General features: G+C 30.5%; 32 protein-coding genes. 28 read left to right on the top strand and 4 right to left on the bottom strand.

What is annotated here, in order from left to right:
• Positions 1 to 153 precede the first annotated feature (153 nt).
• The 9 genes from ACFO3U_RS08670 (at position 154) to ACFO3U_RS08710 (ending at position 7,912) form a co-directional block, all read left to right on the top strand.
• A complete protein-coding gene (locus ACFO3U_RS08670; RefSeq protein ID WP_379740693.1) occupies positions 154 to 2,130 on the top strand; it encodes an alpha-ketoacid dehydrogenase subunit alpha/beta in 1,977 nt (658 codons plus the stop codon).
• A gap of 389 nt (positions 2,131 to 2,519) precedes the next feature.
• Positions 2,520 to 3,233, top strand: coding sequence for a hypothetical protein (locus tag ACFO3U_RS08675; RefSeq protein ID WP_379740695.1), 714 nt, complete (start codon positions 2,520 to 2,522; stop codon positions 3,231 to 3,233).
• Between the two features lie 107 nt (positions 3,234 to 3,340).
• On the top strand, positions 3,341 to 4,459 hold the full coding sequence (gene xerA / locus ACFO3U_RS08680) for a site-specific tyrosine recombinase/integron integrase (RefSeq protein ID WP_379740698.1): 1,119 nt from the start codon (positions 3,341 to 3,343) through the stop codon (positions 4,457 to 4,459).
• 166 nt (positions 4,460 to 4,625) lie between these two features.
• The gene (locus ACFO3U_RS08685) at positions 4,626 to 4,910 is read left to right on the top strand and encodes a hypothetical protein (protein WP_379740700.1); all 285 of its coding nucleotides are present in this window, start codon (positions 4,626 to 4,628) and stop codon (positions 4,908 to 4,910) included.
• Positions 4,911 to 4,945: 35 nt separating this feature from the next.
• The gene (locus ACFO3U_RS08690) at positions 4,946 to 5,374 is read left to right on the top strand and encodes a hypothetical protein (RefSeq protein ID WP_379740703.1); all 429 of its coding nucleotides are present in this window, start codon (positions 4,946 to 4,948) and stop codon (positions 5,372 to 5,374) included.
• Between the two features lie 163 nt (positions 5,375 to 5,537).
• The gene (locus ACFO3U_RS08695; protein WP_379740706.1) at positions 5,538 to 5,906 is read left to right on the top strand and encodes a hypothetical protein; all 369 of its coding nucleotides are present in this window, start codon (positions 5,538 to 5,540) and stop codon (positions 5,904 to 5,906) included.
• A gap of 431 nt (positions 5,907 to 6,337) precedes the next feature.
• On the top strand, positions 6,338 to 6,544 hold the full coding sequence (locus ACFO3U_RS08700; protein ID WP_379740709.1) for a hypothetical protein: 207 nt from the start codon (positions 6,338 to 6,340) through the stop codon (positions 6,542 to 6,544).
• A 242-nt stretch (positions 6,545 to 6,786) separates the two neighbouring features.
• Complete coding sequence (locus tag ACFO3U_RS08705) at positions 6,787 to 7,551, top strand: class I SAM-dependent methyltransferase (protein WP_379740712.1); 765 nt, start codon at positions 6,787 to 6,789, stop codon at positions 7,549 to 7,551.
• A 187-nt stretch (positions 7,552 to 7,738) separates the two neighbouring features.
• Positions 7,739 to 7,912, top strand: coding sequence for a hypothetical protein (locus ACFO3U_RS08710; protein WP_379740715.1), 174 nt, complete (start codon positions 7,739 to 7,741; stop codon positions 7,910 to 7,912).
• Here ACFO3U_RS08710 and ACFO3U_RS08715 read toward each other — a convergent pair.
• Positions 7,898 to 8,053, bottom strand: coding sequence for a hypothetical protein (locus ACFO3U_RS08715; protein ID WP_379740718.1), 156 nt, complete (start codon positions 8,051 to 8,053; stop codon positions 7,898 to 7,900). The genes ACFO3U_RS08710 and ACFO3U_RS08715 overlap by 15 nt on opposite strands.
• Positions 8,054 to 8,090: 37 nt before the next feature.
• Here ACFO3U_RS08715 and ACFO3U_RS08720 point away from each other — a divergent pair, with 37 nt between their 5' ends.
• The 19 genes from ACFO3U_RS08720 (at position 8,091) to ACFO3U_RS08810 (ending at position 24,191) form a co-directional block, all read left to right on the top strand.
• Positions 8,091 to 8,501 carry a hypothetical protein gene (locus ACFO3U_RS08720; protein ID WP_379740721.1) on the top strand — a complete coding sequence of 137 codons (411 nt, stop codon included), beginning with the start codon at positions 8,091 to 8,093 and terminating at the stop codon, positions 8,499 to 8,501.
• The gene (locus tag ACFO3U_RS08725; protein ID WP_379740724.1) at positions 8,501 to 8,977 is read left to right on the top strand and encodes a WG repeat-containing protein; all 477 of its coding nucleotides are present in this window, start codon (positions 8,501 to 8,503) and stop codon (positions 8,975 to 8,977) included. The genes ACFO3U_RS08720 and ACFO3U_RS08725 overlap by 1 nt, the downstream gene beginning before the upstream one ends.
• A gap of 215 nt (positions 8,978 to 9,192) precedes the next feature.
• The gene (locus ACFO3U_RS08730) at positions 9,193 to 9,864 is read left to right on the top strand and encodes a hypothetical protein (RefSeq protein ID WP_379740728.1); all 672 of its coding nucleotides are present in this window, start codon (positions 9,193 to 9,195) and stop codon (positions 9,862 to 9,864) included.
• Between the two features lie 151 nt (positions 9,865 to 10,015).
• On the top strand, positions 10,016 to 10,633 hold the full coding sequence (locus ACFO3U_RS08735; protein ID WP_379740731.1) for a hypothetical protein: 618 nt from the start codon (positions 10,016 to 10,018) through the stop codon (positions 10,631 to 10,633).
• Between the two features lie 183 nt (positions 10,634 to 10,816).
• Positions 10,817 to 11,107 carry a hypothetical protein gene (locus tag ACFO3U_RS08740; RefSeq protein WP_379740734.1) on the top strand — a complete coding sequence of 97 codons (291 nt, stop codon included), beginning with the start codon at positions 10,817 to 10,819 and terminating at the stop codon, positions 11,105 to 11,107.
• Between the two features lie 174 nt (positions 11,108 to 11,281).
• Positions 11,282 to 11,692, top strand: coding sequence for a hypothetical protein (locus ACFO3U_RS08745; RefSeq protein ID WP_379740737.1), 411 nt, complete (start codon positions 11,282 to 11,284; stop codon positions 11,690 to 11,692).
• 55 nt (positions 11,693 to 11,747) lie between these two features.
• Positions 11,748 to 12,167 carry a hypothetical protein gene (locus tag ACFO3U_RS08750; RefSeq protein ID WP_379740740.1) on the top strand — a complete coding sequence of 140 codons (420 nt, stop codon included), beginning with the start codon at positions 11,748 to 11,750 and terminating at the stop codon, positions 12,165 to 12,167.
• A gap of 261 nt (positions 12,168 to 12,428) precedes the next feature.
• A complete protein-coding gene (locus ACFO3U_RS08755; protein WP_379740743.1) occupies positions 12,429 to 14,000 on the top strand; it encodes a sensor histidine kinase in 1,572 nt (523 codons plus the stop codon).
• 60 nt (positions 14,001 to 14,060) lie between these two features.
• On the top strand, positions 14,061 to 14,465 hold the full coding sequence (locus ACFO3U_RS08760) for a response regulator (protein WP_379740746.1): 405 nt from the start codon (positions 14,061 to 14,063) through the stop codon (positions 14,463 to 14,465).
• An 84-nt stretch (positions 14,466 to 14,549) separates the two neighbouring features.
• Positions 14,550 to 15,152: a hypothetical protein gene (locus ACFO3U_RS08765; RefSeq protein WP_379740749.1), complete on the top strand. Its 603-nt coding sequence runs from the start codon at positions 14,550 to 14,552 to the stop codon at positions 15,150 to 15,152.
• Positions 15,153 to 15,367: 215 nt separating this feature from the next.
• Complete coding sequence (locus ACFO3U_RS08770; protein ID WP_379740752.1) at positions 15,368 to 15,973, top strand: VOC family protein; 606 nt, start codon at positions 15,368 to 15,370, stop codon at positions 15,971 to 15,973.
• A gap of 228 nt (positions 15,974 to 16,201) precedes the next feature.
• Positions 16,202 to 16,762 (top strand): dihydrofolate reductase family protein, encoded by a 561-nt coding sequence (locus tag ACFO3U_RS08775; protein WP_379740755.1) that lies wholly within the window; start codon positions 16,202 to 16,204, stop codon positions 16,760 to 16,762.
• Positions 16,763 to 16,921: 159 nt separating this feature from the next.
• Complete coding sequence (locus ACFO3U_RS08780) at positions 16,922 to 17,299, top strand: hypothetical protein (protein WP_379740758.1); 378 nt, start codon at positions 16,922 to 16,924, stop codon at positions 17,297 to 17,299.
• 125 nt (positions 17,300 to 17,424) lie between these two features.
• The gene (locus ACFO3U_RS08785; RefSeq protein WP_379740760.1) at positions 17,425 to 17,811 is read left to right on the top strand and encodes a VOC family protein; all 387 of its coding nucleotides are present in this window, start codon (positions 17,425 to 17,427) and stop codon (positions 17,809 to 17,811) included.
• 188 nt (positions 17,812 to 17,999) lie between these two features.
• Positions 18,000 to 18,509, top strand: coding sequence for a hypothetical protein (locus tag ACFO3U_RS08790; RefSeq protein ID WP_379740763.1), 510 nt, complete (start codon positions 18,000 to 18,002; stop codon positions 18,507 to 18,509).
• 189 nt (positions 18,510 to 18,698) lie between these two features.
• Positions 18,699 to 20,483, top strand: coding sequence for a serine hydrolase (locus ACFO3U_RS08795; RefSeq protein ID WP_379740766.1), 1,785 nt, complete (start codon positions 18,699 to 18,701; stop codon positions 20,481 to 20,483).
• A 13-nt stretch (positions 20,484 to 20,496) separates the two neighbouring features.
• Positions 20,497 to 21,444, top strand: coding sequence for an FAD-dependent oxidoreductase (locus tag ACFO3U_RS08800; protein ID WP_379740769.1), 948 nt, complete (start codon positions 20,497 to 20,499; stop codon positions 21,442 to 21,444).
• Positions 21,445 to 21,550: 106 nt separating this feature from the next.
• Entirely contained in the window at positions 21,551 to 23,401 is a 1,851-nt protein-coding gene (locus tag ACFO3U_RS08805; RefSeq protein ID WP_379740772.1) for a Xaa-Pro dipeptidyl-peptidase, read from the top strand.
• 19 nt (positions 23,402 to 23,420) lie between these two features.
• Positions 23,421 to 24,191 carry an alpha/beta fold hydrolase gene (locus tag ACFO3U_RS08810; protein ID WP_379740775.1) on the top strand — a complete coding sequence of 257 codons (771 nt, stop codon included), beginning with the start codon at positions 23,421 to 23,423 and terminating at the stop codon, positions 24,189 to 24,191.
• Here the strand turns inward: ACFO3U_RS08810 and ACFO3U_RS08815 are convergent.
• From ACFO3U_RS08815 to ACFO3U_RS08825, 3 genes are read right to left on the bottom strand one after another with little or no spacing between them, the layout of a single operon-like run.
• Positions 24,188 to 25,216, bottom strand: a complete 1,029-nt coding sequence (locus ACFO3U_RS08815; protein WP_379740778.1) for a helix-turn-helix transcriptional regulator — start codon at positions 25,214 to 25,216, stop codon at positions 24,188 to 24,190. The two genes, ACFO3U_RS08810 and ACFO3U_RS08815, sit on opposite strands and share 4 nt — an antisense overlap.
• A 35-nt stretch (positions 25,217 to 25,251) precedes the next feature.
• Positions 25,252 to 25,389 (bottom strand): hypothetical protein, encoded by a 138-nt coding sequence (locus ACFO3U_RS08820; protein WP_379740781.1) that lies wholly within the window; start codon positions 25,387 to 25,389, stop codon positions 25,252 to 25,254.
• Between the two features lie 6 nt (positions 25,390 to 25,395).
• Positions 25,396 to 25,863 carry an HD domain-containing protein gene (locus ACFO3U_RS08825; RefSeq protein ID WP_379740784.1) on the bottom strand — a complete coding sequence of 156 codons (468 nt, stop codon included), beginning with the start codon at positions 25,861 to 25,863 and terminating at the stop codon, positions 25,396 to 25,398.
• Positions 25,864 to 26,271: the final 408 nt, after the last annotated feature.

The raw sequence follows: 26,271 nt of genomic DNA on the forward strand, positions 1-26,271 counted from the left end.
TTACAACAGGTTTAAGTACCTATCTAAAACAAAAGTAAGCATAATTTTGAATTATTAATAACGGTAATAAATTTTTAAAATAAAAATATAACATTTTAAGTCAAATCTGTTATTTTTAGTACATTTGACCCTTGTAAAATTAATTTAAAAAACATGAATTTCGATAGGAAAGAGTTATCCAATGCAACTTTAGTTTCGTTATATAAAAAATTACTTAAGCCAAGACTCATAGAAGAAAAAATGTTGATTCTTTTGCGTCAAGGAAAGGTGTCTAAATGGTTTTCTGGAATAGGGCAAGAGGCTATATCTGTGGGGATTACGGCAGCATTAGACTCAGATGAATATATTTTACCTATGCACCGTAATTTAGGGGTTTTTACAGGAAGAGATATTCCTTTACACAGACTTTTTTCACAATGGCAAGGTAAGAAATCGGGTTTTACTAAAGGTAGAGACAGAAGTTTTCACTTTGGAACCCAAGAGTTTAAGATAATTGGAATGATATCGCATCTTGGTCCACAAATGGGTGTGGCTGATGGAATAGCTTTGGCCAACAAACTTAAACAAAATGGTAAAGTAACAGCAGTTTTTACTGGTGAAGGAGCAACTTCGGAAGGAGACTTTCATGAAGCCTTAAATATAGCAGCTGTCTGGGAATTGCCTGTGCTTTTTGTAATTGAAAACAATGGATATGGGTTATCCACTCCAACAAATGAGCAATATCGTTGTGAAAATTTAGCGGATAAAGGCATTGGATATGGCATGGAAAGTCATGTTATTGATGGTAATAATATTTTAGAGGTTTACACTAAGATTACTGAATTAAAAGCTTCTATGGTTGACAATCCAAGACCTGTTTTATTGGAATTCAAAACCTTTAGAATGCGTGGTCATGAAGAGGCTAGTGGTACCAAATATGTACCTCAAGAGTTGATGGATATGTGGGCTGCCAAAGATCCTATTGAAAACTTTAAGGAGTATTTACTTAGTATTTCGGCTATCAATGAAGAAGATGATGCAAATTTTAAAGCCGATATTAAGGCTGAAATAGACGAACATTGGGCTATTACTCAAGCTGAGCCAGATGTAATTGCTGTGTTAAGTGAAGAATTAAATGATGTTTACGAACCTTTTGTATATAAAGAATTTAAACCATCTGAAGAAAAGGAAAACATACGATTTATTGATGCTATATCATCTGGTTTGAAGCAATCTATGGAACTTCATCCTAATTTGGTGATTATGGGACAAGATATTGCAGAATATGGTGGTGCTTTTAAAATTACTGATGGTTTTGTAGCAGCTTTCGGCAAAGAAAGAGTTCGCAATACACCTATTTGTGAAAGTGCTGTAGTTTCTACGGCAAACGGACTTTCTATTAATGGATATAAAGCTGTGATGGAAATGCAGTTTGCTGATTTCGTATCTTCAGGTTTTAATCCTGTGGTGAATTTATTGGCTAAGCAACATTACCGTTGGAATGAAAAAGCCGATGTTGTAGTGCGAATGCCTTGTGGTGGTGGTACGCAAGCTGGACCCTTTCATTCACAAACTAATGAAGCTTGGTTTACCAAAACTCCTGGTCTAAAAGTCGTTTATCCAGCTTTTCCTTATGACGCGAAAGGCTTGTTGAACACAGCAATTAACGACCCAAACCCTGTGATGTATTTTGAACACAAACAATTGTATAGAAGCATTACGCAAGATGTTCCTAAGGATTATTACACCATTCCTTTTGGAAAAGCAGCTTTATTGCAAGAGGGAACAGGTGTTACGGTTATTTCTTTTGGAGCAGGAATACATTGGGCAATAGCCACATTAGAAAAACATCCTCAAATTAAGGCTGATTTAATCGATTTAAGAAGTTTACAACCTTTGGATACCGAAACTATTTTTGCTTCTGTTAAAAAGACAGGAAAATGCATTATTTTGCAAGAAGATACACTCTTTGGAGGAATTGCCAGTGATATTTCAGCTCTGATTATGGAAAACTGTTTTGAATCGTTAGATGCTCCTGTGCAAAGAGTTGGGTCTTTAGAAAGTGCTATTCCGTTTGTGAAAGCATTGGAAGAGCAATATTTGCCTAAGGTGAGGTTTGAGGAGGAATTGTTGGCTTTGGTTTCTTATTAGGTAAATGGGAGATAGGTGATGGGTGATAGGTAATGGGCCATTGAAGTAAAGAATTTACAATCATAGAAATGGTTTTTTGTCTATTTTTAGGGTTGTTTTTTTAGTATTTTTACTACTTGAAGGGTACTACAACTATTACATTACTATAAACTTACTATGGATTTATTATGTACTATCCACATAGGATGTATAGACGAGCCAAGAATTTTGAATACAGTTTTTATTTTGGTTTTGGTTAAGTTTTATTCGTGTTTGGTTCGCAAAAACATACTTTTTTGTAAATAGTTTGTTGTTCTTGAAAAAAAGTAGGGTACTACAACACCGAACAAAACTCAAACAAAACCCCTACGAAACCCGTAGCGATGCTATTTTAAAAAATATTTGAAATTATGGCTAAAATTACACTTATTGAGGATGGCATATTACCTAAAATTGAAGGGTTTGCAATTTACCCTTTAGATGGTCAATTGATTATAAGAACTCAAAGTGGTTTTACAAAAAAAGGATTGAAAAATAATCCTAAATATGCGAATTGTAAAAAAAATGCTTCTGAATTTGGTAGGGTTTCTTCAGTAGGAAAACACCTTCGGTTAGCCTTGCAAGATTTTTTACCACGAAAGAATAATTTAGCTGTGGTGAATGCATTGACTAAAAAATTGAGAGCAGTATTGCAGTGTGATACAATTTCTGCTAGAGGGGAGCGATTGTTAAGTTGTGCTTTTGCTACTTCTGAAGCACTTGACATGATGAATGGTTATGCTTTTAATCCGGATGGAATAGGCTATGCAAAATGCATAAAAGATGTAAAGGCTGTAGAGCTGACATTTGAAACACTAGCTACACCTGATATGGCTTCTTATTTAGCGCTACAAACCATTGAATTTGGGTTTAATTTTCAAAGTATGGCACATCAACTAAATTGTAGCGATTTGCGTTTTTTCTCCTTACCAAATAAGTTAGGCACTATACGTTTGCCAAGAGAGCAGGGGAGAGTATTTGAAGGCACTTCTTTTTTATTAGTAGCTATGATATTTTATAAAAAAGTAGGAGATTCTTTTGTTGCGTTATCTGAAGATGGAATGAATCAACTAGTTATTTTGTAGTTCTTCTGTCAATAAAAACTCCTCCTCACTAACTTCACTTTTTTTAAAAGTTTGTTTTTAGAATAGAACTATTTAGTATTTTTGTATTGAAAGCCAATAGATTATATATGCCTTTACCAGTTAAACCCACTATTTATATTGGAAAAGTTTTTCGGAATGGAGAAGCTAGAATTTCCATTGAATGTCAAAGAGATTATACGTTAATTCCTATTTTAAAAAATGATTTAAAAGCGCTATGGAGTGCTTCAAAATTATATTGGCATTTGCCTTTTAGTACAAACCATTTAGATGCTTTGAGTCATTTTTTAAAGGATAAGTATTTTTTAGATTTTTCAAAATTAGAAGCTGTAGTTACTTATGAAGAAGAACATTACGCTTCTTATATTCTGCACGAATCTGATCTTAAAAATATTGAATCTTTTTCAACCTATCTAACTACCAATAGATACAGTCAAAGTACAATTTCTACCTACATTAGTTTAGTTGTTTTTTATTTAAAATTCTTGAAAGCTAAAAATCTTGATATAGTGGATGCCCAATCTGTTTCCCTATTTAATTATGATTTTATAGTGAAACCTAGAAAATCCATTTCCTATCAAAATCAGGCTGTTAATGCTTTGAAAACCTATTTTAAATATTTAAAATTGGATATTGAAGTTAATTTAATTGAACGACCAAGAAAAGAAAAACGTTTGCCTGTTATACTAAGTTATGCAGAAGTGAAACAATTGATTAACTCTACTACAAATAGTAAGCACAAAGCTATGTTAAGTTTAATTTACTCAGCAGGATTACGAGTTAGTGAAGCCATTGCTATGAAATTAACCGATATTGATAGTGATAGAATGTTGATCCATGTAAAAAATGCTAAAGGTAAAAAAGACAGGTATACCTTATTGTCGGATAAAGTTTTGGTACTTTTAAGGGAATATTATCAAGCATATAAACCTAAGGAATACCTTTTTGAGGGACAATTTGGAGGACCTTATTCTGACCGTAGTGCCCAACAAGTACTTAAAAAAGCTGCTTTGAGGGCTGGTATACAAAAAAACATTACCCTACATTCCCTGCGTCATAGTTTTGCCACCCATTTGTTAGAAAACGGAACAGATATTCGCTACATACAAAACTTGCTAGGACACAGTAGCCCAAAGACTACTATGATTTATACGCATGTTAGTGAACAATCGATACAAAAAATAAAAAATCCTTTTGACATGTTATAAAAAGATGTATTATTGTGTAACAAAAAAACAAAAACATGCGACTATCCTGCCAAATAGGTATAAAAACGGTAGGAAAGTAGCGACTATAAACTAGTTGGCAGTCAGGTTACGAGAACCGAAAGTGATAGAAAAATTGAATTATTAACATATCCTAAAATTTAAAATTATGAAATTAGATTTGTACACTAAAAGCATCCTTACAATTATTGCAATTTGCTTAACAATTAACGTTTTGAAAGATTTTGACATTATGCCGAAAGCATACGCAAATGAACCTTTAAAAAATGAACTGAATTTACTTCCAAACAAAAATTACGGTTTAATTCCTGTAAATGCTGACGGAACAATTGATGTAAATATTAAATCTTCTTCTGAAATGAAGGTAGATATTTCAACTATATCAACTTGGGACAAAATGCGTGTCGTAATCAAAGAAAACGAAGATAAATAAATCACTTCTTTGACCAAAAATAAAACCTAGAAAGAATGTTTGAAAGCATAATAAATTGGATAATTGCCAATAAGGATTCACTAATTAGTAATTTAGTTGTAACATTATTTTTTATAGGCGTTGGTAAATTATGGATTCTGAAAAATAGAATACCAAATGCAATAAAGACACTAGTAAACATTAAAGGCATAAAATATTTAGGTTTTATAGTTGTATATATTTTACCACTTGGAACAATAGCTTGGATGATTGTCGATAAGACAAACGAACCTACTTTTAAAAACATTGCTTTATTCATAATAATTTGTGTTAGTTTAATTTTTAATATTTTAATGAACCACATCAGAGATATTTATAAAATGTTTACTGAATTAACTTCTAAATCTTCCGACAATGATGATGTTCATAAAAAAGCAATCAACATTATATTTGAATATATTGGAAAAGACGAAAGAATTAAATAATAAACCCGAACTGCCAACAGCAGTTACACGAGATTTGGGTTTCTGGCAAATTTTAAAGTTGGTTTTGTACTTGAAAATTCAGTCATTAACCGAAAATTATGGCGTACTTTTTCCCAAACCTCGTGTAGCTGCAAAACGTTAGCAGCAAGCTTGAAAAAATCCTATGAAAAACAATATTAAGACATTTTACATTTCTTTTTTGTTATTGACAGTTTTAAGTTGTGGACAGAAAGAAATAGAGTTTGACAAATCGAAATGGAACCAAAAAAGTGATGGTTTTTATTTGTATAGAGAAGAAATGGTTGAAGATTTAATGTCCAATCATTTACGTAAAGGAATGTCATTTAATGAGCTTCAAAATATACTTGGTGAACCTGAAAATTATTCTGATTTAGAGGAAAACACAATTGCTTATGGAATAATGGAAGATTACGGTTGGAATATAGACCCTGTTGAAACAAAAACACTTAGAATTGAATTAACTAAAGATTCGTTAGTCAGTAATTACAAAATAATACACTGGAAAAACTAAAGCCAGCTGCTAACAGCGGTTTGCTTCAATGGCTACTTCCGGATTTTCCTACGGAAAATCCGCTGCTGAATGGAATGTTTTGTTATATTTGTAATGGCTTGGTGTTGGCTCAACGCCACTGAGAGCAAGCCGCAGAACGTTGGTGGTCAGCTTGTAGGAACGACGAAATGCCGAAAAAAAACTGAAATTATTACAATGATTAGATATATAATTATCAAATATAATCCAGATGGATATGTGGCGGAAGCTTATCAGAATTAAAAACCATTAATAAAAATGAATTAGATGAATATCTAAACAACGGGTGGCATATTTTAGAAAAAATAATTCCGATTATAACGTCATTTAAAAAGTGGTGGAATAAATTTTCTACTAACCAAAAAATAGCAATTGTAACATTAGTTATTACTTCTATTTTTGGTGGTTTAGGATTGATTTTAGATAAGGTTTTTGATAATAAATATTACGAACTAAAGAATCAGTATGACGAATTGAATGAGAAATACAATCAAAATATTGACGTCTTAGTTCTGACTTCTGATTCATTAAATATAGAACGTGAAAATTCTGAACGTTTATTACAAGAATTGAAAACCAAAAAAGTTTTTTATACAAATCAAAACTTGAAAACCGAATAATAATATTTTTTAAATACATAACGTAAAAGTTAAAATTGTGTTTCACTTAATATCGGTGGAAACACGAAACCGAGAATAAAGCCGAACCACCAACACACGTTTGTACTTACTGTGGTTTTAGTGGAATTATCGTTTCGCATCATAATTCTACAAAGCAAAAATTGAAAGGTTACGAAGTCCACAGCAAGTACAAGCGTGGGAAACGTTAGCGGTCATTGTAAAAAAACACAAGAGAAAATAATATGAAAATAGAAAATCCAGCATTTAATTACGATAAACTCGGACAAAAATATTCAGGACATAGACAGACAGACCCAAGAATTGCAGACTATGTTTTTGATGAACTAAAAGATGCAAAAACAGTTTTGAATGTTGGTGCAGGTGCAGGTTCATACGAACCAACAAACAAATATGTTGTTGCGGTCGAGCCATCAATTGTAATGCGTTCTCAAAGAATTCAAAACGGAAAAACACCTGCAATAAATGCAAAAGCAGGCTGTTTACCTTTTGACGACAATTCATTTGACTCTTCAATGGCAATGGTTACAGTGCATCATTGGCCAGATATAGATAAAGGATTAAAAGAATTGCGAAGAGTTACAAAGGAGAAAGTTTTAGTAATGACTTTCGACCCAGAACACCTAGATGATTTTTGGAACGCTGAATATTTTCCTGAAGTAATTGAAGTAGAAAAAGCAAGGTATCCGACAATTGACTTTATTAAAGAAAGCCTTGGAGGAAATTGTGAAGTTATCCCAATTCCTATTCCTTTAGACTGCAAAGATGGATTTCAAGAAGCTTTTTATGGAAGACCTGAAGCTTTTTTAGAGAAACAAATAAGACTTTCACAATCAGCTTGGGGTTTTATTTCAGATGACAAACAAGAAGAAATTGTTTTGCGCCTTAAAACCGATTTAGAAAACGGTAATTGGGACAAAAAATATGGACATTTTAGAACGCAAGAATTTTTTACTTGTGCTTTAAGATTAATTGTATCTAACCCTTGAAATGAAACAACGAACCGCTAACAATGGCTATAAGTAATTGCTTGTTCTCGCCAACTTCTGAAAATCCTCGCGGATTTTCATTTTGGTGTGTACTTGCAAAGTTAAGTGCTAAACCACGCAACTACTCATATACGAGACCGTTGTAGGTAATTGTATAAAAAACCGAAACGTTAAAAAATAACGTGATATGAATACAAAAGAAGAAAATTACAATTATATATATCTAAAAGATTATTTAGAAAAAGAGAATAGTGAAAAAGCAAAATTAATGTTAGATAAAATAAAAGCAATAAAAACAAATGATGAATTTATTACTTTTATGTGGGACTTAAAACAGAAACTACTATTAGATGCTTTTTAATTTTTCTCTCAACTCATCTAATAATTCAAACATATCTTGTTTTTCTTGAGTTGGTGGAAGATTATCAATATGTTTTTTACCTAATCTTCTAATTATTTCAGATTGAATTAATACAATTTCTTTTAAGTTTTCTAAATCCATAACAAATTAATTTTTAAATTAGCAATAAACAAATATAATGAGTAAAACAATAGAAATCAAAAAAGTACATGTAAGAAATTTAGTATTGTCTTTTATTTTAGGTTTTGGCATTTTATATGCTTTAGAGCATTTTGGAAGTTTTAGTTATAAGCATAGTTATTCGCAACCTTATTCAGAAAGACCATCACTAACTTATCAAATACCTGCTACAACAAAAGTAAGTTACATTAAGTATCGAACTTATTTTAACAATGAAGTAAGCACAGATGGTAATGGTTTTGATTTATATGATTTAAACTATGAAGATTCTGATTTTAACAGTTACTCATCAAAAAGTTACTATTACACTCAAGCTACATTAAAAGATTATAAATATGGTATTTATATTTCAGTCGCTTTATTTTTAATAACTTTATTTTTTACAAACTTTAAAATTAAATTATCATAATGAAAAAATTACTTACTTTAATATTGTGCTTTATATTAATTTCTTGCTTTAACGAGCCAAAAAAGAACTCATCAGATACAACAGATGAAAGCATCACAATATCATCAGATATAAACAAAGTTAGTAATGTTGAAGACTTTGATTACATAGGAAAAGAAAATAATGGTCTTCGTTTAGTTGTTAAAAATAAAAAATATGGATTCATAGATGAATTTGATAATGTAGTTATTAATTTAAATTATGACTCTGCTTGGGATTTTCAAAATGGTTTAGCAAGAGTATACAAAAGATACTCATCAACAGGAGGTTATCCATATACTTTTAAATGGGGTTTTATAAATACAAATGGTGAAGAAGTTATTCCTTTAATATATGAATTTGTAATGCCTTTTGAAAATGGTTCTGCTGAAGTTGAAAAAGACGGCATCGTATTTTATATTAACCAAAACGGAGAAAAAGTAAATAGGTTAGAATGACTTATATTATAATTTTCATAAAATATTTGACGCAACTAAACTGAAAGAATAATAACTACCTACAACAATGGTTACAAGCAATTGCCAGGCTTGGTTTGTGCAGTAAAACTCTGTGCGTACAGAAAATAGCAGTAAAATTTATTAACGGCAATCTTGAAGGTACGCAACTTGTAGCCACAAAACGTTAGGCAACATAATGCAAAAACCGTTTAAAAATGAGAATCTTAACTATAATTTTTCTATTTCTATTTATTTCGTGCGGAAAGAAAGAAGATGAAAACATTGAAAAACTAGATATTGATAAAGAATTCAAAAGTACTAATGTCACAAATAAGTTTCTTAAAATTGAATACAGCTTAAAAGTAAATTACTTGGACAGCTTAGCCAAAAAAATTATACCTAATAAAAAATATCAATATTGGCAATATGTAACTTATCATCAAGGCTCAAATATAGAAACTTATGTAGTTTTAAATCAAGGTGGAGATTCTTCGTTAAGAAAAAAAATAAATGAAAAACCACGACCAAGTTATAACTCTGGAATTTTTTATGGTGGACATCCGAATTTTCGATGTAATTATATAGTAACAATTGACAATGGTCAACCTTACAGTTTAAAAACAGAAGAAGAGTTTCGAGACTTTTTAGGAACAATTGACAACCTTGAAGAAGCAATACTTTTAGCAAAAACTTACGGTTATATATTAGATACTAATATTAAAGGATGTGCATACAGAAATCTGGCAAATGGTTTTGAATTACATCTTATGAAATATCATGAATTTCCAATCAGAAAAGAATCTATAGAAATAATAATTAGTCGAGAAGGATTTGTAAAAACAAAAAGTCTTGGAATATATTGTGAAGGCTCAAATTGCCGTGAATAAAATTACATTGCATAACCACCGTTTGTGGCAATTGCTAGGCTTGGCTTATGTTCGGAATTTTCTACGAAAATTCTATGAGTAATTTTGCACTTGTGAAATTAAGTCATAAATTTACGCAACTGCCGCAATTGGCAACACGTTGTAATTAATTATGAAAAAAGGCTGCGGAATAGCATTATTAATAGTTTTTGGAATTGGAATAATTCTAATCGGACTTATTTATTGGGCATTCCAACCTAAATATAAAACCGTTAAAATTCAGCAGAAAATTGGCGGAATGCTAATCTGCAAAATGGAATATTATCCTGATCATCATTCTTGGGACTATATAATAAATTATGAATATGAAACTCAAAATGGAGAAATACAAGACCTTGGACAAGGATTTTATTCAGGAAGAGAATGGAATGAAGATGAGCAATTAGTAAAAGTTAACGACACGTATGTTTTAAAAACTGGGAATTTTGTTGGTTCTGATAAAATTATTTTCGGAAATATTAAGACAAATAATTGGGATGAATACGAATTCACACCGCAAAAAATTGAAAATGACAGTTTGTGGAAGACAAAGAAAATTAAATCTTTAGTCAATTATTGGCCTTCGGAAGCATATATAAACGTAATCAATAACAATAAAATATATGTTACCTACAAGTATAGAATTGACCCAAAAGAAACTGAATTGACTGAAACTAAATTGATTGAATATAATCTGAAAGAAAAACCGATAATAAATAAAATAACTAATTACAACAACGGCTATAAGTAATTGCTTGTTCTTGCTTACTTCTGAAAATCCTCGCGGATTTTCATTTTGGTGTGTACTTGCAAATTTAAGTGCTAAACCACCCAATTACTCATAGCCGAGACCGTTATAAGCAAGCTTAAAATATGTATCGTCCTAAAATAGGTTGACAAAAAATTACTATTGCTTTTTAAATTTTAGAAAATTATGAAATCACAATCTCTGAAAATATTAAGTATAATACCTTTCTTTATTGGAGTTACTATAGTTGTATTTGTAGTCAAAGAAAATTATTATGATAAAAAATTTAATGCTACAAAACTTAATATAACTATTGAAAACTTAAAAGATAATTGGGGAAAACCTGATTGTGAATTTGTACCAGAAAAGAAAACTGATTGTCGTGTAATAAAATACGAAAAAAGTATTTTTGGACAATATGTTTTTTTATCAGACGAAAAAGATAAATTAATAGTTACCAAAGCTTTTGATGATTAATAAAGAAAGCCTGCTTATAACAGCGGTTTCAAGAAATGGCGAGGCATGGGATTTATCAGAATTGGTAATTGTTGAATCAAAGTTTTGTCTATATTTGCAATGGTCAGTGAGTGAAGCACGCAACTTCTTGTAGCTGCCAATCGTTAGTAACAAGTTTAAAAAAACCAACTAAAAATGAAAACAAAAATTTTAATTGCAGTATTTACTTTATTTACCTTCACTCAAATCTCATTTGCTCAAAAGATTAAAATAAAAAATGAAATTGCTACTGTTGATGGTGTAGAGTTTTTAAAAATTAAAAAAGATAAATCTGATAAAGTTATTACAAATTTAAATGATAAAGAATTGATTTTTATTAGAATTTTTGCCGATACACGACCATCAGCACCACAATATTCTACATATCACAAGTTAATTTTTATTGGCTTAAATAAAACTATAGAAATAAAAGAAAGTGATAAAAATATTATTGAAATTTTATACAAAAATAAAGCAATAGATGAAAATGGTAATTTAAATGATGACGCTATTTCTTTATTAGTCGAAAAGTATGGAAACGAAATTTCACCGCAAATTAACAATTAGAGATTAAAATGAGTGTTAGCAAAAATTTTTTACGAACATACAAGAAACAATTATTATGAAAAAAATAATAATTCTAGGTTTATTATTAGGAATCACACAAGTTTATGCGCAAGAAGTGGAACTCAAAGATGATAAAGTAATCATTGATGGAAAAGAAATTCTCAAGTATGAAAAAGTGAATAACGGACAATATTCTTTCTTCAATAATGCGGACGATGAAATTTTAATGTATAAATATCAAAATAATCAAACGCAAGAATTGATAGAGGATGATTATATTACTTTCAACTTTTTAACACTCAAAAAAAAGGTTCAAACTTCTGATTTCAGTTTAATCTATGCTTCAAGTTCAAAAAAAAGCATGCAAAAACTTATCAAATTACTTTTAAAAGAAAAAGTTTTAGATCTCACTGGAACTATGAATGATGAAAAACTCGACATTTTCATAGAAAAATATAACCAAGTAATTAAATAAAACTTCTTCTAACAACCGTTTGTTGCAATTACTATGATTTGGTTACTTCGTAATTTTACTTTGTCAGTTCGCTTGACTAGTGCATCCGAAAATACTATGAGTGTTTTGTATTTGTAACCTTTTGGCTTAAATTTACACAACTGCTACAAACTCCAAAACATTAAAGGCAAGCTACAACAACATTATATATTGAAATGGTTAGTTTATTCAATAGAAGCCTGTGAGACTAGACTTTTCAATGTATAAAAAATAGATAATAAAATGGATGAATTTTTTGAAATCATAGAAAATATATTCAGCTCGGGTGGCTTTATGCCTAGATGGATTTGCGGACAGTGGTCAGAGACGCTTGGTTGGCTATACATTATAGCAAATATTGCCATTGGATTAGCCTACTTATCAATCCCATTTTTTTTGTACAAATTTGTTAAAAAAAGGAAGGAAAAAATATTTAATAGAGTGTTCATATGCTTTATACTTTTTATCTTTTTTTGTGGTGCAACGCATTTTATGGATGCTATTATATTCTGGAATCCATTGTACAGGCTAAATGCAGTAATCTTAATCATGACTGCATTCATATCTTGGATAACTGTTTTTGTGCTTTACCGTTTTCTTCCAAAAGCATTACATTATCAATCTCCAGATGATTTACAAGTAATAATTGACGAACAAACAAAAGACTTAGCCATCGCTTACCAAAAGCTAACAATTAGTGAGAATCAATTCAAGACACTTGTAAATAGTAATCCAGATATCATAACGCGTATAGACAAAAGATTAACCTATCAATTCATTAATGATTCGATTCGCAAAGTAGGGAATATGGAAGCTGAAGATATTGTTGGTAAGAATATTAGGGATGTACAGAGAGCTAGTGATGAAGAAATAAATGAATTATTCATTCGTCATGTAGAGTCTGTTTTTAAAACAAATAAAACTGAAACGTTTGAATTTGAAATGAATATAAATAAAGATCAGCATGGGTATTTTCAACTATCGGTAATACCACTTGAAAATCAAGGAGGTAAAATGCCAGAAGATGTATTGACTATAACTAGAGATATTACACGTCAGAAACTCTATGAATTGGAACTGAAACGCAATATTGATAATCTGGAGTTATTGGCAGATAGAATAGAAAAAAAGAGGAAGATATTAGAAGATTTTACGTATATAGTTTCACATAATTTAAGATCACCAGTTGCCAATTTGGCTGCTTTATTAAATTTGTTGAAGGAAGAGACAGATGAAGATATGAGAACCATGTTTATTCAAAAAATTGACATTGCCTTTGAAAACCTTTCTAATACCGTGACGGATTTGACCAATGCAGTTCGAATTAGACAAGAGACTGAAATAATGAAAGAAGAACTTTTCTTTGAGGATATTGTAAGATCTCACATAATTAATTTGGAAATGAAGATTAAGGAAACGAATGCCACTATAACTTATGACTTCAGTGCTTGTGAGAAAATTAATTATCCAAAAGTTTATCTTGAAAGCATTTTTTTAAATTTATTAACCAATGCAATTAGATATAGGTCTCCCCATAGGGCACCTCAAATAACCTTTAAATCTTTTATCGATAAAGATGGCATGATTAGTTTGACATGTGAAGACAACGGAATGGGCATAAATTTACAAAAACATGGGGAAAAACTTTTCGGACTAAATAAAACATTTCACGAACATCCTGATGCTAAAGGCACAGGCTTGTTTATCACCAAAAATCAAATTGAAACAATGGGAGGAAAAATTTATGCTGAAAGTGAAGTGGATAAAGGAACAAAATTTACAATACATTTTAATGTGAATAATTCTAAAATTTAAAAAAAAATAGTAATTTTATAAAAAAATTAAAGTCATTTTTTAAATTTTTTCTAAAAAAACATGAAAAAGATAAATACTTTTTGCATAGTAGACGATGATGATATCTATCAGCTAACTACTTCTATTATGCTAAAAAAAACAGATCTAGTAAATAAGATTATCTTGTTTTCAAATGGGCTCAAAGCAATTAATTTTTTAAAAGATGAGATTTCAAATGTTGAAAATATTCCTGACGTTCTATTTTTAGATATAAACATGCCAGTTATGGACGGGTGGGAGTTTTTGAAGGAATATCTACTTATCAAACCAATGATACCTAAAACGGTAGTAATTTATATGGTGAGTTCATCTGTTGACGAAAGAGATGTTTTAAAAGCTAAAGGCATTAGTGCACTTTCAGGTTATATAGTTAAACCAATATCAAGCCAAAATATAAAAGAAGTTATTTTAGAAATTCTTAATTGAGTTTCATAATTGTAATTTTTTAAAACACATGGAATTCCCACAAGTTCCCTAGCAATGTGTACTAATTTTGAAGACTTCTTTACTATGATAAAAATATTTAGATTAATAATTCTGATTTTTCTCTTATCAAATTGTCAGCAAAAAAAAGAATGTAATTTAGATGTTAATGTCCGAAAATCAAACGATAGTATTTTATCTAAAATAAAAAAAGAAGGAATTCTTAAAAAGACCTTAAACAAAATCAATGAGCCTGAATTAGAAACTCTCAAAAGAGAAACTTACCGATTTATGATTATGAGTTCATTTGGAGATTACCAAATTTACAGAGTTACTAAAAATGAAAATAATTATGATATAACATATAAAAACTATACTAAATATGTATATGATCCTGTCACTAATGAAGAAAAAATTATTGATAGTTTGTCTAAAGAAAGTATACAGAAAATAAGTGAAAATGACTGGTTCGAAATTAAAGAAAAATTATATGAATTAAATTTTTGGGAATTACCTATACATACAAATGAACGTTATTTAGATGGTGTAGCATACGTTATTGAAGGTTTCAATTTAGAAAAAAATGTTTGTACAGAAAGAAATTATCACGCAACAAGTAGAATTTCTCCAAGTGATTCAACAGATTATAGTTTATTATTCAAAAAAGTAATAAAGTTAACAGAAAAATGAGTAACATCAATTAAACCAGTACAGAACTCATTTTGTAGCAATTGTTAGGCTAGGTGTATGTTCGAAATTTTCTCCGAAAATACTATGAGTGTTTTGTACTTGTAAATTTTTGTTATAAATTTATGCAACAGCCACAAGTTAAAAAACGTTTTAAGTAATTTAAAAAAAACGTTCTCACTTGACAGATTTAAAGAACTAATTGATTTTAAACAGAAATGAAAAAAATAATACTTATTACTATAATCTTCGCTTGCTTGACAATATCTTGTACGAATTCTAATCGAAAAGAGAAAAATGATATTTCAAGTAAAGACAACGTAATTAAAAATGATTCCATTAAAAATAGTGAAAAAATGATTGCCCAAAAAATCACACCTTGTATTTGGGTTGAGACTACAAACGCTAAAGAAGTAATTGATTATTACCTGTCTATATTTAAAGACGGTAAGTTGAAAGAACACCATCAATTTAAAAATCCACCAGAAGCAGGTGGAGGAAACTTTGAAACAGCAATTATAGAAATTGCTGGTATGGAATTAAGTATCCTAGCTGCTGGTCCTTTTTTCAAATTTAATGAGTCCGTTTCGTTTGTTATCAATACTAAAGACCAAATGGAAACTGACTATTATTGGAATGCATTGACTGCTAACGGTGGAGAAGAAGGTTCTTGCGGTTGGTGTAAAGACAAATATGGTTTATCGTGGCAGATTGTTCCGATTGAGTATTTTGATCTAATCAACAGTAATGACCCAAAAATAAGAGAGAAAGCAATGAAGAATACTTTAAAGCAAACGAAAATAATTTTATCAGAACTTAAATAAAAATTATCTATAATATTAGCTATAAGTTATTGCTTGTTCTCATCTATTTCTGAAAATATTCTCGAATTTTCAACTTGTTGTTTACTTGTAAGTTAACCACTAAACCACCCAGCTATTCATACTGAGGTTGTTGTTTTACTTCTCTTCAAATTCAAGAATTTTAAAACAATTTTAAATTAAAAAACAACTTAAATTTGTAATACTTATTTTCAAAAAATCAATACAAACATGAAAACAAAAGAGTTTAAAATAACAATTCATATGGTTTCAAGTTTAGACGGATTTATTGCAAAAAAAGATAATAGTATATCTTGGTTTGAAACTACTGATAATTATGAAAAAGGTGTTAGTGAACAAAATACAGAAGAATTTCTAAATTCAATTGATTGTTATTTGATGGGTTCGAAGACTTATGAACATGCTTTGGAGCTTTCAAAATCCTATGGATGGGCTTATGGCGATAAGCCAACAATTGTTCTCACTAATAGACAATTAACCTCTAATAAACCTAATATTGAATTTTATTCAGGTAATTTAAAGTCACTTATAAATAATAGGTTAAAGCCAAATTATAAAAATGTATGGGTTGCTGGTGGTGCAGAATTCACTAAATCATTAATTCAGCAAAAATTGGCAGACGAAATAAGAGTAAGTATTTTGCCTATAATTTTAGGTGAAGGTTTGCTTTTTTTTGACAACATAGCACAAGAACTAAACTTGCATCTTATAGACTCTATTGCCTATAAAAACGGAATGATTGAACTCCATTACAAAATAAAAAAGGAGTAGAATAAAATTCAAAAGTTTAGTAAAAAGAAATAATCAACTTAAAAAATTTAGACATAGATTTAAGAAATAAATTCATTCAAAGTGTAAAATTAAATGCTAAATTTACTCAATTTCTGCAATTCGTCAAACGGTATCAGTAAGCTTAAAATCACTAGCAAAATGAAAAGCAAAATTTTAAACTTCCTTTTAATTATCACATCTCTTTTAGGGTATTTAGAGTGGAGTGGCAATAATCATATTTTTCTATTTAAAGCAGAAGCAGAAATTTTTTTAAAATTATTTACCAATCCACTTTCTGTTCTTCATCCATTTACAATACTACCTCTTGTAGGCCAAATACTTTTACTAATTACATTATTTCAAAAGACTCCAAATAAAACATTGTCATTCATTAGTATTGCAGGATTAGGATTACTTTTGGGTTTTATGTTTATTATTGGTTTACTGAGTTTAAATTTCAAAGTAATAATTTCAACTATTCCGTTTATAATTGTGTCCGTTTTAGCAATAAGACATTATAAAAATAAAATACCATAGTCCAAGATAAGAAAACAGAACTTCTAATGGAATTTATTTAGTAACAGTTAGATAAAGTAAAAAAATATTGAATACAATGGAAAAATAATTCAGTCAGACTGTAAATAAATTAAAGAAAATATAAAATGAAAATGTATAAACCAAAGAATTATAATTCTCTCTCACCGTACTTAATAGTTGATAATGCTCAAAAATTAGTTGACTTACTCAAAGTTATATTTGATGCAACTGAATTAAGGAAATTTGATCACGAAAACGGAACAATCGCTCACATTGAACTTGCACTAGACGATAGCGTTTTGATGATTAGTAATAGCACAGATAATTACCCAGCAAATACAACTATGCTACATGTATATGTTCCAAATGTTTTGAAAACTTATAATTTAGCAATCGAGAATGGTTGCAAAAAGATTGAGGAACCAATAAACAAAGATGGTGACCCTGATACAAGAGGTTCTTTTTATGATTTTGCCGGAAATTATTGGTCAGTTAGTACTCAAACAAATTAAATAATTGAGAAAAAATGACTTGGAGTAAACAAACTATCTTAATTTTAAAAATCTTTAGTTTTTTAGATTCTTTGTGATTTTATAAAAACTGAGTTGGTATATTTAAAATTTTAATCTATTTTTGTTTGTCAAGTAAATAGACAATTAATTAATTTAAACACAACCTACACCAAAATAAACCTATTATTATGAAGAATATTTCAATAATTTTAACCCTGATTTGTTTAACCATTGGACAATTTTCATTTGCTTGCGATTGTAATAGTCTTGAAGAATTTAAAACTGTTGCTCCAACAACTGAATTTGTGGCTTTAGTGAAAGTAAAAAAATATTTAACCTATAAAAATATTTATGGAGAACAAGTTCCAATTTCAATGGAAGTTGAAGTGGTAGATATTTATAAAGGAGAAGAGAAAAGAAGAAAGCTTACAATTTGGGGTGGAGATGTTAATATTTGCAGACCATTATTAACTAAATTCGAAGAAGGGAAAAATTATGTAATTGCTTTTAGTAAGATTAACTTAAATTCGGAAGGACCAACACATAAGGGAGAAAAAAGTTCAGACTATATAATTGAAAAATGTGGTGAAAGATGGTTGTCTGTGGATGATTCTAAAAAAACAGCTACTAATTGGATGACTGAAGATCCTAAATATTATGACCTAAAAGAGTTAAAAGCTTTTTTTAGAAAAGAGTAATTAGTTAATAACCTAATCATATAAAATCCTTTCAAATTCTAAATAAATTTGAAAGGATTTTTACTTTTATAGAAATATCAAAAAAATATCTTCTTCATTTACTATTGGTAATTCTGCTTCAAAAATAAATAGGAATTAGAACTGATAAATCTTATATTTGATTTCCACAAAACTTTAATTTAAGATACAATGCAAACAAAACTATTTTCCTTGTTTTTATTATTTTTCAGTATTTCATTAGTTGCTCAAACTAAAATTGATGAAAAGCAACTTGAAAAGCGATTAAAAGACATACAAGACATAACCAAAACAGTAGGTTTTTCAGTAGCAATTGTTAAAAATGATAAAGTTGTATACGCAAAAGGTTTTGGATATAGTGATTTGGAAAAAAAGCTAAAAGCAGATGAAAATACGTTGTATCCAATTGGTTCTACATCAAAAGCATTTACAGTTGGTCTATTAGGAATAATGGAAGAGGAGAATGGGTTATCTTTTTCTGATAGTCCCAAAAAATATGTTCCAGAATTAGCTTTTTATAATGATGAATTGGATACTAAAATTACGATTTTAGATATGATAAGTCATCGTACAGGTTTGCCTCGTCATGATTTTTCTTGGTATTTGTTTCCTACAGAAAGTAAGGATAGTTTAATGGCACGAATTAAGTACCAAAAACCATTTGCAGGAATAAGAGAACAATGGTACTATAATAATTTTATGTATTTGACTTTAGGAAAAATTACTGAAAAATTAACCGATAAAAGTTGGGAAGATAACATCAGAGAACGTTTTTTTAAACCTCTTGAAATGTCTCGCTCCAATTTGAATATAGTTGAATTAGCTAAGAGTACAAATGTTTCAAAAGGATACGCTTTAGAACATTTTGAAACCAATACAGAAACTCCTTATTACAACATTGCAGCTATGAGTCCTGCAGGAAGTATAAATAGTAGTGTGATAGAAATGGCTAATTGGCTAAAAATATGGCTAAATCAAGGAAAGTTTAACGGCACTCAAGTGTTACCTCAAAAATATATTGAAAAAGCAATTAATCCATTAATGTTAGTAGGAAGTGGAATAGGTGATAAGCAGTTTCCAGATCAACATTTAAACAGTTATGGATTTGCTTGGTTTACTTCATCTTACAAAGGACATTATCGATTAGAACATGGTGGAAATATTGATGGTTTTTCGGCTAATGTTAGTTTTTTTCCAACCGATAAAATAGGTATTGTTGTGCTTTCTAATCAAGATGGTTCTGCTTTGCCCACTTTGGTGAGAAATATAATTACTGATGAAATTTTGGGCTTAAAAAAAACGGATTGGGTAGCCTATTATACAGAAAAGATAAATGCAGTAAAAGAACAAGTAAAAAAGAAAAAGGAAGAAGAAAAAACAGTAGCCAATACCAAACCTTCACACGATTTAATAGAATATACTGGAACCTATACTAATCCAGGATACGGAACTTTTTCTATTGAAGTTGAAAATGATTCTTTATGGGCAAATTTCACCAGAAAGAAAGCTTTCTTAAAGCATTCGTATTATGATATTTTCAAGCCTTATGAAAAGAAGAATACCACTGTGGAATCAGAATCTAGTTTAGCTATTTTATTTAATTTTCAAACGAACGATATTGGTGATATTGCCAGTGTATCCTTAAAATTAGAACCAACTCTAGAGCCTATTATTTTTGAAAGAAGTCCTGCTAACGTTGCTGTTCCAAAAGAAAAACTCGATACTTATGTAGGAGTTTACACTTTGTCTGGTATTAATGTAAAAGTGTTTTTAAAAGATGAAAATTTAATGCTATTTGTTCCTGGTCAACCTGAATATACCTTACTTCCCGTGAAAGAAAATGAATTTGTGATTAAGGGTTTAACAGGTTATAAAGGAATATTTGAAACTATTGATGGAGTTTTAAATTTAGTAATGGTTCAACCTAATGGTACATTTAAGGCTATAAAAAAATAATGTTTTTTAATTTATGAAATCGGTAACAGTTGTAGGTTCAGGAATTATTGGGTTGACTACTGCGATAGCTCTTCAAGAAAACGGTTTTAATGTGACTTTGATTGCAAAAGAACGTTTTGAAAAAACACTATCTAGCAAAGTAGGAGCTATATGGTTTCCTTTTGAAATTCAGCCGATTGAGAAAACAAATCATTGGGCAACTTTGTCTTATGAACGTTACAAACTAGATCTTATCAATACCAACGGAGTGAGTTTTATACCATTTTTAACAGCATACACGAATACAAGTAATACCGAATGGACAACTAGATTGCCAGAAGGTACTGTTCGAAAAGCTTTGCCTTCTGAATTACCTTCTGGAATTAATAAAGCTTACATTTCAATTGTGCCTTTAGCCGAACCTCTTTTGTATTTGCCCTATTTGTTTGAGAAATTCACAAGAAATGGAGGTGTTTTTCAACAAAAAGAAATAACGAGTTTACACGAACTTGCTTCTTTGAATACATTGGTTGTTAACTGTACTGGATTAGGAGCAAAAGCATTGTGTAACGATACTGATTTGCATCCCATGAGAGGTCAAATATTACGCTGTAAAAAAATGAATGTTTCCTCTTTTGCTGAATCTACCCAAAAGAATGCACTAAGTTATATCATCAACAGAAGTACAGATTGTGTCATTGGTGGTACTGATTACGAAAACGATTGGAATACAAACATAGAAGCATCTGATACTACTTTGATTTTAAACAGAATAAAAGCTATTGGTTTAAGTGATAGTTCTCCTGAAATTTTAGAAGAAATAGTAGGTTTACGACCACGAAGAAGTCACGTTCGTTTTGAATTTGACAGCGAATTTAAAAATGTTTTTCATAATTACGGTCACGGTGGAGCTGGGTTTACAGTTGCTTGGGGTTGTGCTATTGAGCTTGCTGAACTATTTAGCTTAAAGAGTAGCTTTTAAGTTTTTAAAACACTTTAGTAACAAATTTGCATTTTAAACGACTTATCTTATAAGTAAAATCTAAAAAGAACAAAAAAATATAAAAGAATTAATACCAAAAGTAATCATGAAAAAACTAATCCAATCTAGTTTCCTTTTATCGTTTCTACTTATTCCATTGTTTGAAGGGAATGCTCAAACTATTGCCAAAGACAAAGCAGTACCTGTTTTTGAAAATGGGGAAGCTCAAATTGTACCTGAATTTAAAGATGCAGACAAATGGATAAGAGAAGATCTTTGGGTAGAAACTACATTTGACACTGATGGAGATGGAAAATTAGACAGAATGTATGTGGACGTCACAAGACCATTACAAACAGAATCTGAAGGGTTGAAATTACCTGTAATCTACGAATCAAGTCCTTATTATTCAGGAGTAGCACCCGATGTTGAAGGTGGTTTTTGGGATGTGAATCATGAATTAGGAGAAACAGCTAAAGAACGTGTGCATGCTGAAGTAGTTAGAACTGGAAAACGACCTATCATTTCTAAATCTCAAACTGCTACTTGGGTTCCTAGAGGTTTTATTGTTGTGCATTCTTGTTCTCCTGGTACAGGTTTATCTCAAGGTTCTCCAACAGTTGGAGGTGAAAACGAATCTTTAGCTCCAAAAGCAGTGATTGATTGGTTAAACGGTCGTGCTAAAGGGTATACAAGTCCAGATGGAAATGAAGAAGTAAAAGCCTATTGGACAACAGGTAAAGTTGGAATGACAGGAACTTCTTATAACGGAACAATTCCTTTAGCAGCTGCTACAACAGGAGTAGAAGGCTTAGAAGTAATTATTCCTGTAGCTCCTAATACTTCTTATTATCATTATTACCGTTCTAACGGATTAGTACGTTCTCCTGGTGGCTACTTGGGTGAAGATGTTGATGTTTTATATGATTTTATCCACAGTGGTGATGAATCAAAAAGAGCGTATAGTAATAAGACCATTCGCGATACAGAAATGAAAAACGGAATGGATAGAGCAACAGGTGATTACAATGATTTTTGGGCTGGACGTGATTATTTGAATCACATGGAGACTATGAAAGCAGCTTTATTAATGTCTCACGGTTTTAACGATTGGAACGTGATGCCTGAGCATAGTTATAGAATCTATAAAAAAGCCAAAGAAATGGGCTTAGAAACCGCAATTTACTATCATCAATATGGTCATGGAGGACAACCACCGCTTAGCATGATGAACAAATGGTTTACACATTATTTGTTTGGTATAGATAACGGTATTGAAAAAGAGAAAAATAAAGCCTTTATTGTCCGTGAAAACGACAAAATAGGGGAACCAACAGCTTATGTAGATTTCCCAAATCCAGAAGCTAAATCAGTACCTTTTTACTTGACTAAAGATGGTTTAAAAACAGGTAAACTACTACCAATAAAATCTAAGAAAGAAGGAAAAGAAACATTAGTTGATGATTATACTATCAAAGGTGATGAATTGGCAAAAGCGGAAAGTTCTGAACATCGTTTATTGTATGTTACTCCAACCTTGCAAAATGATCTTCATATTTCTGGAGTACCTAGAGTAACGGTTAAATTGTCTAGTAGTAAACCAGCAGCTAATTTATCGGTTTGGTTAGTATCTTTACCTTGGAATGACGGAAAAGGGACAAAAATAACCGATAACATCATTACAAGAGGTTGGGCCGATCCACAAAATCACAGTTCTATTCGAAAAGGAGAACCTTTACAAAAAGGAAAATTCTATGAAGTTTCTTTTGACTTGATGCCTGATGACCAAATCATTAAGAAAGGACAACAAATTGGTTTAATGATTTTCTCCAGTGATAATGAATTTACGTTACATCCAAAACCAGGAACAGAATTAACTATTGATTTAGACGGAACTACTTTAAGCTTACCTATTGTTGGTGGTTTAGATGCTTTTACAAAAGCTTTAAAAGAATAGTTCTACATCTTAAACTAATATGCCAAATCAAAGTCTTACTCTTTCCGAAATAGCAGTTAAAAGAACAACTGATTTTCCCAATAGACCTACAATTATATTCTTACACGATTCTTTAGGTTGTATTGATTTTTGGAGAGATTTTCCGGAAAGAGTAGGAGCATTGACTCAATGCAATGTGCTTGTTTATGACCGACAAGGTTATGGCAAGTCTTGTGGGTTTTCTTATACCAAACGAGACAATCATTATTTAGAACTAGAAGCTGATATCCTCAATCAATTATTAGATTATTGGAATATCGAACAACCCATTCTTTTTGGACATAGTGATGGTGGTTCCATTGCCTTGTTAACAGCAGCCAAATATCCAGATAAAATAAAAGCTATTATAACAGAAGGTGCTCATGTATTTGTTGAAGATATTACGGTGAATGGCATCAAAGAAGCTATAGAAGGCTACAAAACTACGGATTTAAAATCCAAATTAGAAAAATACCACGGTTCCAACACAGAGGCTATGTTTTGGGCTTGGGCAAATACTTGGACTACTGAAGAATTTCGTTCTTGGAATATTGAACACTTTTTACCCATGATTCAATGTCCAACTTTAGTTATTCAAGGAGAAAAAGATGAATATGGTTCTTTACAACAAGTGGAAAGTATCATAGAAAAGGTGAGTGGTGCAACAAAAAAAATTATTATTCCAGAAATTGGACACACACCTCATAAAGAAAATCCTGAAGTTGTTTTAGAGCAAGTAAGTGCTTTTATCAATGAATTAATTGGAGTTTAAAGTTTTTCTTCATCCTCTTGATACAAACGAACTCCTTCTTCTAATATATGCTTAATTCTATTTCTTAATTTTTCAGGTTTTAGGACTTTTAAACTGGCTCCAAATCCCAACAATAAGCGTTCAAACTCAAAATTATCCTTTAAGAATAAACTAATCACAACAGAACCATCTTCATTTTGTTGGATTAAACGTTGGGTGCTGTGCAAAGGTTTTGTAAGGACATAAGGAGCATTTTTTGGATCAACCCACAGTTGAATAACTTTAGCTTGTATGCCTTGATTAACAGTTACACCAACGACATATTTGTAATATTCCTCCACATCAAAATCTTCTTCGATATAGGTTTGGTTAAAATCATAATCAATGGAAATTATTCTATCTAAGGCTAAATTTACAATAGGCTTGTTGCTACTCTGTTTTCCAATGATAAACCAACGGTTATTAAACTCTTTCAAAGCAAAAGGATGGAATGAAAAACTACTCGATTCCTTGGCTTTAAAAGATTGGTATTCCAACTTCAAAACTACTTTTTTGACAATTGACTGATACAGCTCATCCAAGAAATGCAATCCTTTTAAACTTTCGTTTTTATCCAAATGTATTATGGGTTTGTTGTTTGATTTCTCAGCATAAATCTTGTCTTCCAAACGTTGTAAAATATCAGAAACATCGTTGAACAAAGAAAAATCTTTAAACTGTTTCAACATAGAAACGGTTTCTGTTAAAACGTTCATGTCGGTTTCCGTTAAGGGAATATCAGTTATGGTAAAATCTTCCTCTGCATAGTGGTAATATTTCTTATCATAAACTTCAATAGGAGCATTGTAACCCAATTTTTCACTACGCATCAATTGTATGTCTAACTGAATGGTTCGTTTACTGACTTTATTTTCTTTGCCTTCGTATTCAAACAAAGCTTCAGAACAAGCTTCAATTAAATCATCTAAGGTCCATTGTCTGTACTTGTTTTGCAAACATTTGTCTATGGTTTTGTAACGGATTAATGCGTTTTTGTTTTGGGCCATTTTTGAGTAGTGAGTAGTAAGTGGGATAAGTTCTTTTAGAGGATTTTTATTTCTTTTTGAATGTTTGTTCTGGCTTGGGTTTCGTATTGTTTTCTAAAGGCTTCCGTTTGGTAGATGAATTCATTGGCTAAGAAATGCTCTAAAGCTTTCTTTCTACCTGGATTATATAGCAAATTAGGTTATATTTTATATTCTTTTCTTATTTGTTGGGTATAGATTTCATAGTCGTTCCAATCTTTAGCTAGTATTTTTAAATCAAAATCTATCAGCCAATTTATATCTTCATTAGTTTGATGTTGATGCAATTGGGTAGCACAAATCATATCAAAAATCAATGTTTTGTTTAGTGAGGTTTGTTCTGGTAGAATAGCAATAGCATATTCGGCACTTTTTAGTTCATTGTCTTTTTTGGTGACTTTATAAACATAATCATGATAAAAGATAGCATATAAAACTTCATCAGGAAATTGTAAGTCTGAATGATGCAATTCGTATAATGTAATCATTTCCTCTAAATGCCTCAAGTTATGGTAATGCCTTGATTTTGAGGTGTAAGCTTTTTCTAATTCTTGCCAACGGACTTGACTTTCTGTTGAATTAAAGCCAATACGTTGCAGTAAATCTATAAAAGATTGATATAATTCCATGTTTTTTCTTTATTGTATCACGACTTCTCGATACTATTTTATAAATCAAATACTGTCGTTTTTAATTCATAAAATCACTCGAAGTGACGGTTGTTCCTTTTCAGTTGACCACTTCTCAATATAATTTAGCAAACCAAAAAATAGGTTTTTGCTACACCAAATCACTCGAAGTGACGGTTTTATTACGAGTTTGTTATAAAAATTAATGATCATCCTTTTACGTCAGTTCGAGTGTTTTTATAAAATGCGATTAGCAATTTTATAAAAATGTATCGAGAACCCTCATATTAAATGATATTACAATAGTATTTACAACTATAACAACCCAAAAATACAATTCTTTTTTTACTACGCAAAATAATTGCGTACTAGCTTAAAACCTTTGCCTCATCAAACAAAGGGAATGCC

The organism is Flavobacterium ponti, from assembly GCF_042652765.1.
In the GTDB taxonomy this organism is placed as follows: domain Bacteria; phylum Bacteroidota; class Bacteroidia; order Flavobacteriales; family Flavobacteriaceae; genus Flavobacterium; species Flavobacterium ponti.

Excerpts from the sequence above, each read along its gene's own strand:
- ACFO3U_RS08785 (WP_379740760.1), top strand. The coding sequence starts at position 17,425 with ATGAAAATGTATAAACCAAAGAATTATAATTCTCTCTCACCGTACTTA.
- ACFO3U_RS08695 (WP_379740706.1), top strand. The coding sequence starts at position 5,538 with ATGAAAAACAATATTAAGACATTTTACATTTCTTTTTTGTTATTGACA.
- ACFO3U_RS08775 (WP_379740755.1), top strand. The coding sequence starts at position 16,202 with ATGAAAACAAAAGAGTTTAAAATAACAATTCATATGGTTTCAAGTTTA.
- ACFO3U_RS08750 (WP_379740740.1), top strand. The coding sequence starts at position 11,748 with ATGAAAAAAATAATAATTCTAGGTTTATTATTAGGAATCACACAAGTT.
- ACFO3U_RS08740 (WP_379740734.1), top strand. The coding sequence starts at position 10,817 with ATGAAATCACAATCTCTGAAAATATTAAGTATAATACCTTTCTTTATT.
- ACFO3U_RS08770 (WP_379740752.1), top strand. The coding sequence starts at position 15,368 with ATGAAAAAAATAATACTTATTACTATAATCTTCGCTTGCTTGACAATA.
- ACFO3U_RS08725 (WP_379740724.1), top strand. The coding sequence starts at position 8,501 with ATGAAAAAATTACTTACTTTAATATTGTGCTTTATATTAATTTCTTGC.
- ACFO3U_RS08760 (WP_379740746.1), top strand. The coding sequence starts at position 14,061 with ATGAAAAAGATAAATACTTTTTGCATAGTAGACGATGATGATATCTAT.
- ACFO3U_RS08675 (WP_379740695.1), top strand. The coding sequence starts at position 2,520 with ATGGCTAAAATTACACTTATTGAGGATGGCATATTACCTAAAATTGAA.
- ACFO3U_RS08795 (WP_379740766.1), top strand. The coding sequence starts at position 18,699 with ATGCAAACAAAACTATTTTCCTTGTTTTTATTATTTTTCAGTATTTCA.
- ACFO3U_RS08690 (WP_379740703.1), top strand. The coding sequence starts at position 4,946 with ATGTTTGAAAGCATAATAAATTGGATAATTGCCAATAAGGATTCACTA.
- ACFO3U_RS08720 (WP_379740721.1), top strand. The coding sequence starts at position 8,091 with ATGAGTAAAACAATAGAAATCAAAAAAGTACATGTAAGAAATTTAGTA.
- ACFO3U_RS08730 (WP_379740728.1), top strand. The coding sequence starts at position 9,193 with ATGAGAATCTTAACTATAATTTTTCTATTTCTATTTATTTCGTGCGGA.
- ACFO3U_RS08780 (WP_379740758.1), top strand. The coding sequence starts at position 16,922 with ATGAAAAGCAAAATTTTAAACTTCCTTTTAATTATCACATCTCTTTTA.
- ACFO3U_RS08710 (WP_379740715.1), top strand. The coding sequence starts at position 7,739 with ATGAATACAAAAGAAGAAAATTACAATTATATATATCTAAAAGATTAT.
- ACFO3U_RS08810 (WP_379740775.1), top strand. The coding sequence starts at position 23,421 with ATGCCAAATCAAAGTCTTACTCTTTCCGAAATAGCAGTTAAAAGAACA.
- ACFO3U_RS08685 (WP_379740700.1), top strand. The coding sequence starts at position 4,626 with ATGAAATTAGATTTGTACACTAAAAGCATCCTTACAATTATTGCAATT.
- ACFO3U_RS08715 (WP_379740718.1), bottom strand. The coding sequence starts at position 8,053 with ATGGATTTAGAAAACTTAAAAGAAATTGTATTAATTCAATCTGAAATA.
- ACFO3U_RS08755 (WP_379740743.1), top strand. The coding sequence starts at position 12,429 with ATGGATGAATTTTTTGAAATCATAGAAAATATATTCAGCTCGGGTGGC.
- ACFO3U_RS08705 (WP_379740712.1), top strand. The coding sequence starts at position 6,787 with ATGAAAATAGAAAATCCAGCATTTAATTACGATAAACTCGGACAAAAA.
- xerA (WP_379740698.1), top strand. The coding sequence starts at position 3,341 with ATGCCTTTACCAGTTAAACCCACTATTTATATTGGAAAAGTTTTTCGG.
- ACFO3U_RS08670 (WP_379740693.1), top strand. The coding sequence starts at position 154 with ATGAATTTCGATAGGAAAGAGTTATCCAATGCAACTTTAGTTTCGTTA.
- ACFO3U_RS08735 (WP_379740731.1), top strand. The coding sequence starts at position 10,016 with ATGAAAAAAGGCTGCGGAATAGCATTATTAATAGTTTTTGGAATTGGA.
- ACFO3U_RS08825 (WP_379740784.1), bottom strand. The coding sequence starts at position 25,863 with ATGGAATTATATCAATCTTTTATAGATTTACTGCAACGTATTGGCTTT.
- ACFO3U_RS08790 (WP_379740763.1), top strand. The coding sequence starts at position 18,000 with ATGAAGAATATTTCAATAATTTTAACCCTGATTTGTTTAACCATTGGA.
- ACFO3U_RS08745 (WP_379740737.1), top strand. The coding sequence starts at position 11,282 with ATGAAAACAAAAATTTTAATTGCAGTATTTACTTTATTTACCTTCACT.
- ACFO3U_RS08815 (WP_379740778.1), bottom strand. The coding sequence starts at position 25,216 with ATGGCCCAAAACAAAAACGCATTAATCCGTTACAAAACCATAGACAAA.
- ACFO3U_RS08800 (WP_379740769.1), top strand. The coding sequence starts at position 20,497 with ATGAAATCGGTAACAGTTGTAGGTTCAGGAATTATTGGGTTGACTACT.
- ACFO3U_RS08765 (WP_379740749.1), top strand. The coding sequence starts at position 14,550 with ATGATAAAAATATTTAGATTAATAATTCTGATTTTTCTCTTATCAAAT.
- ACFO3U_RS08805 (WP_379740772.1), top strand. The coding sequence starts at position 21,551 with ATGAAAAAACTAATCCAATCTAGTTTCCTTTTATCGTTTCTACTTATT.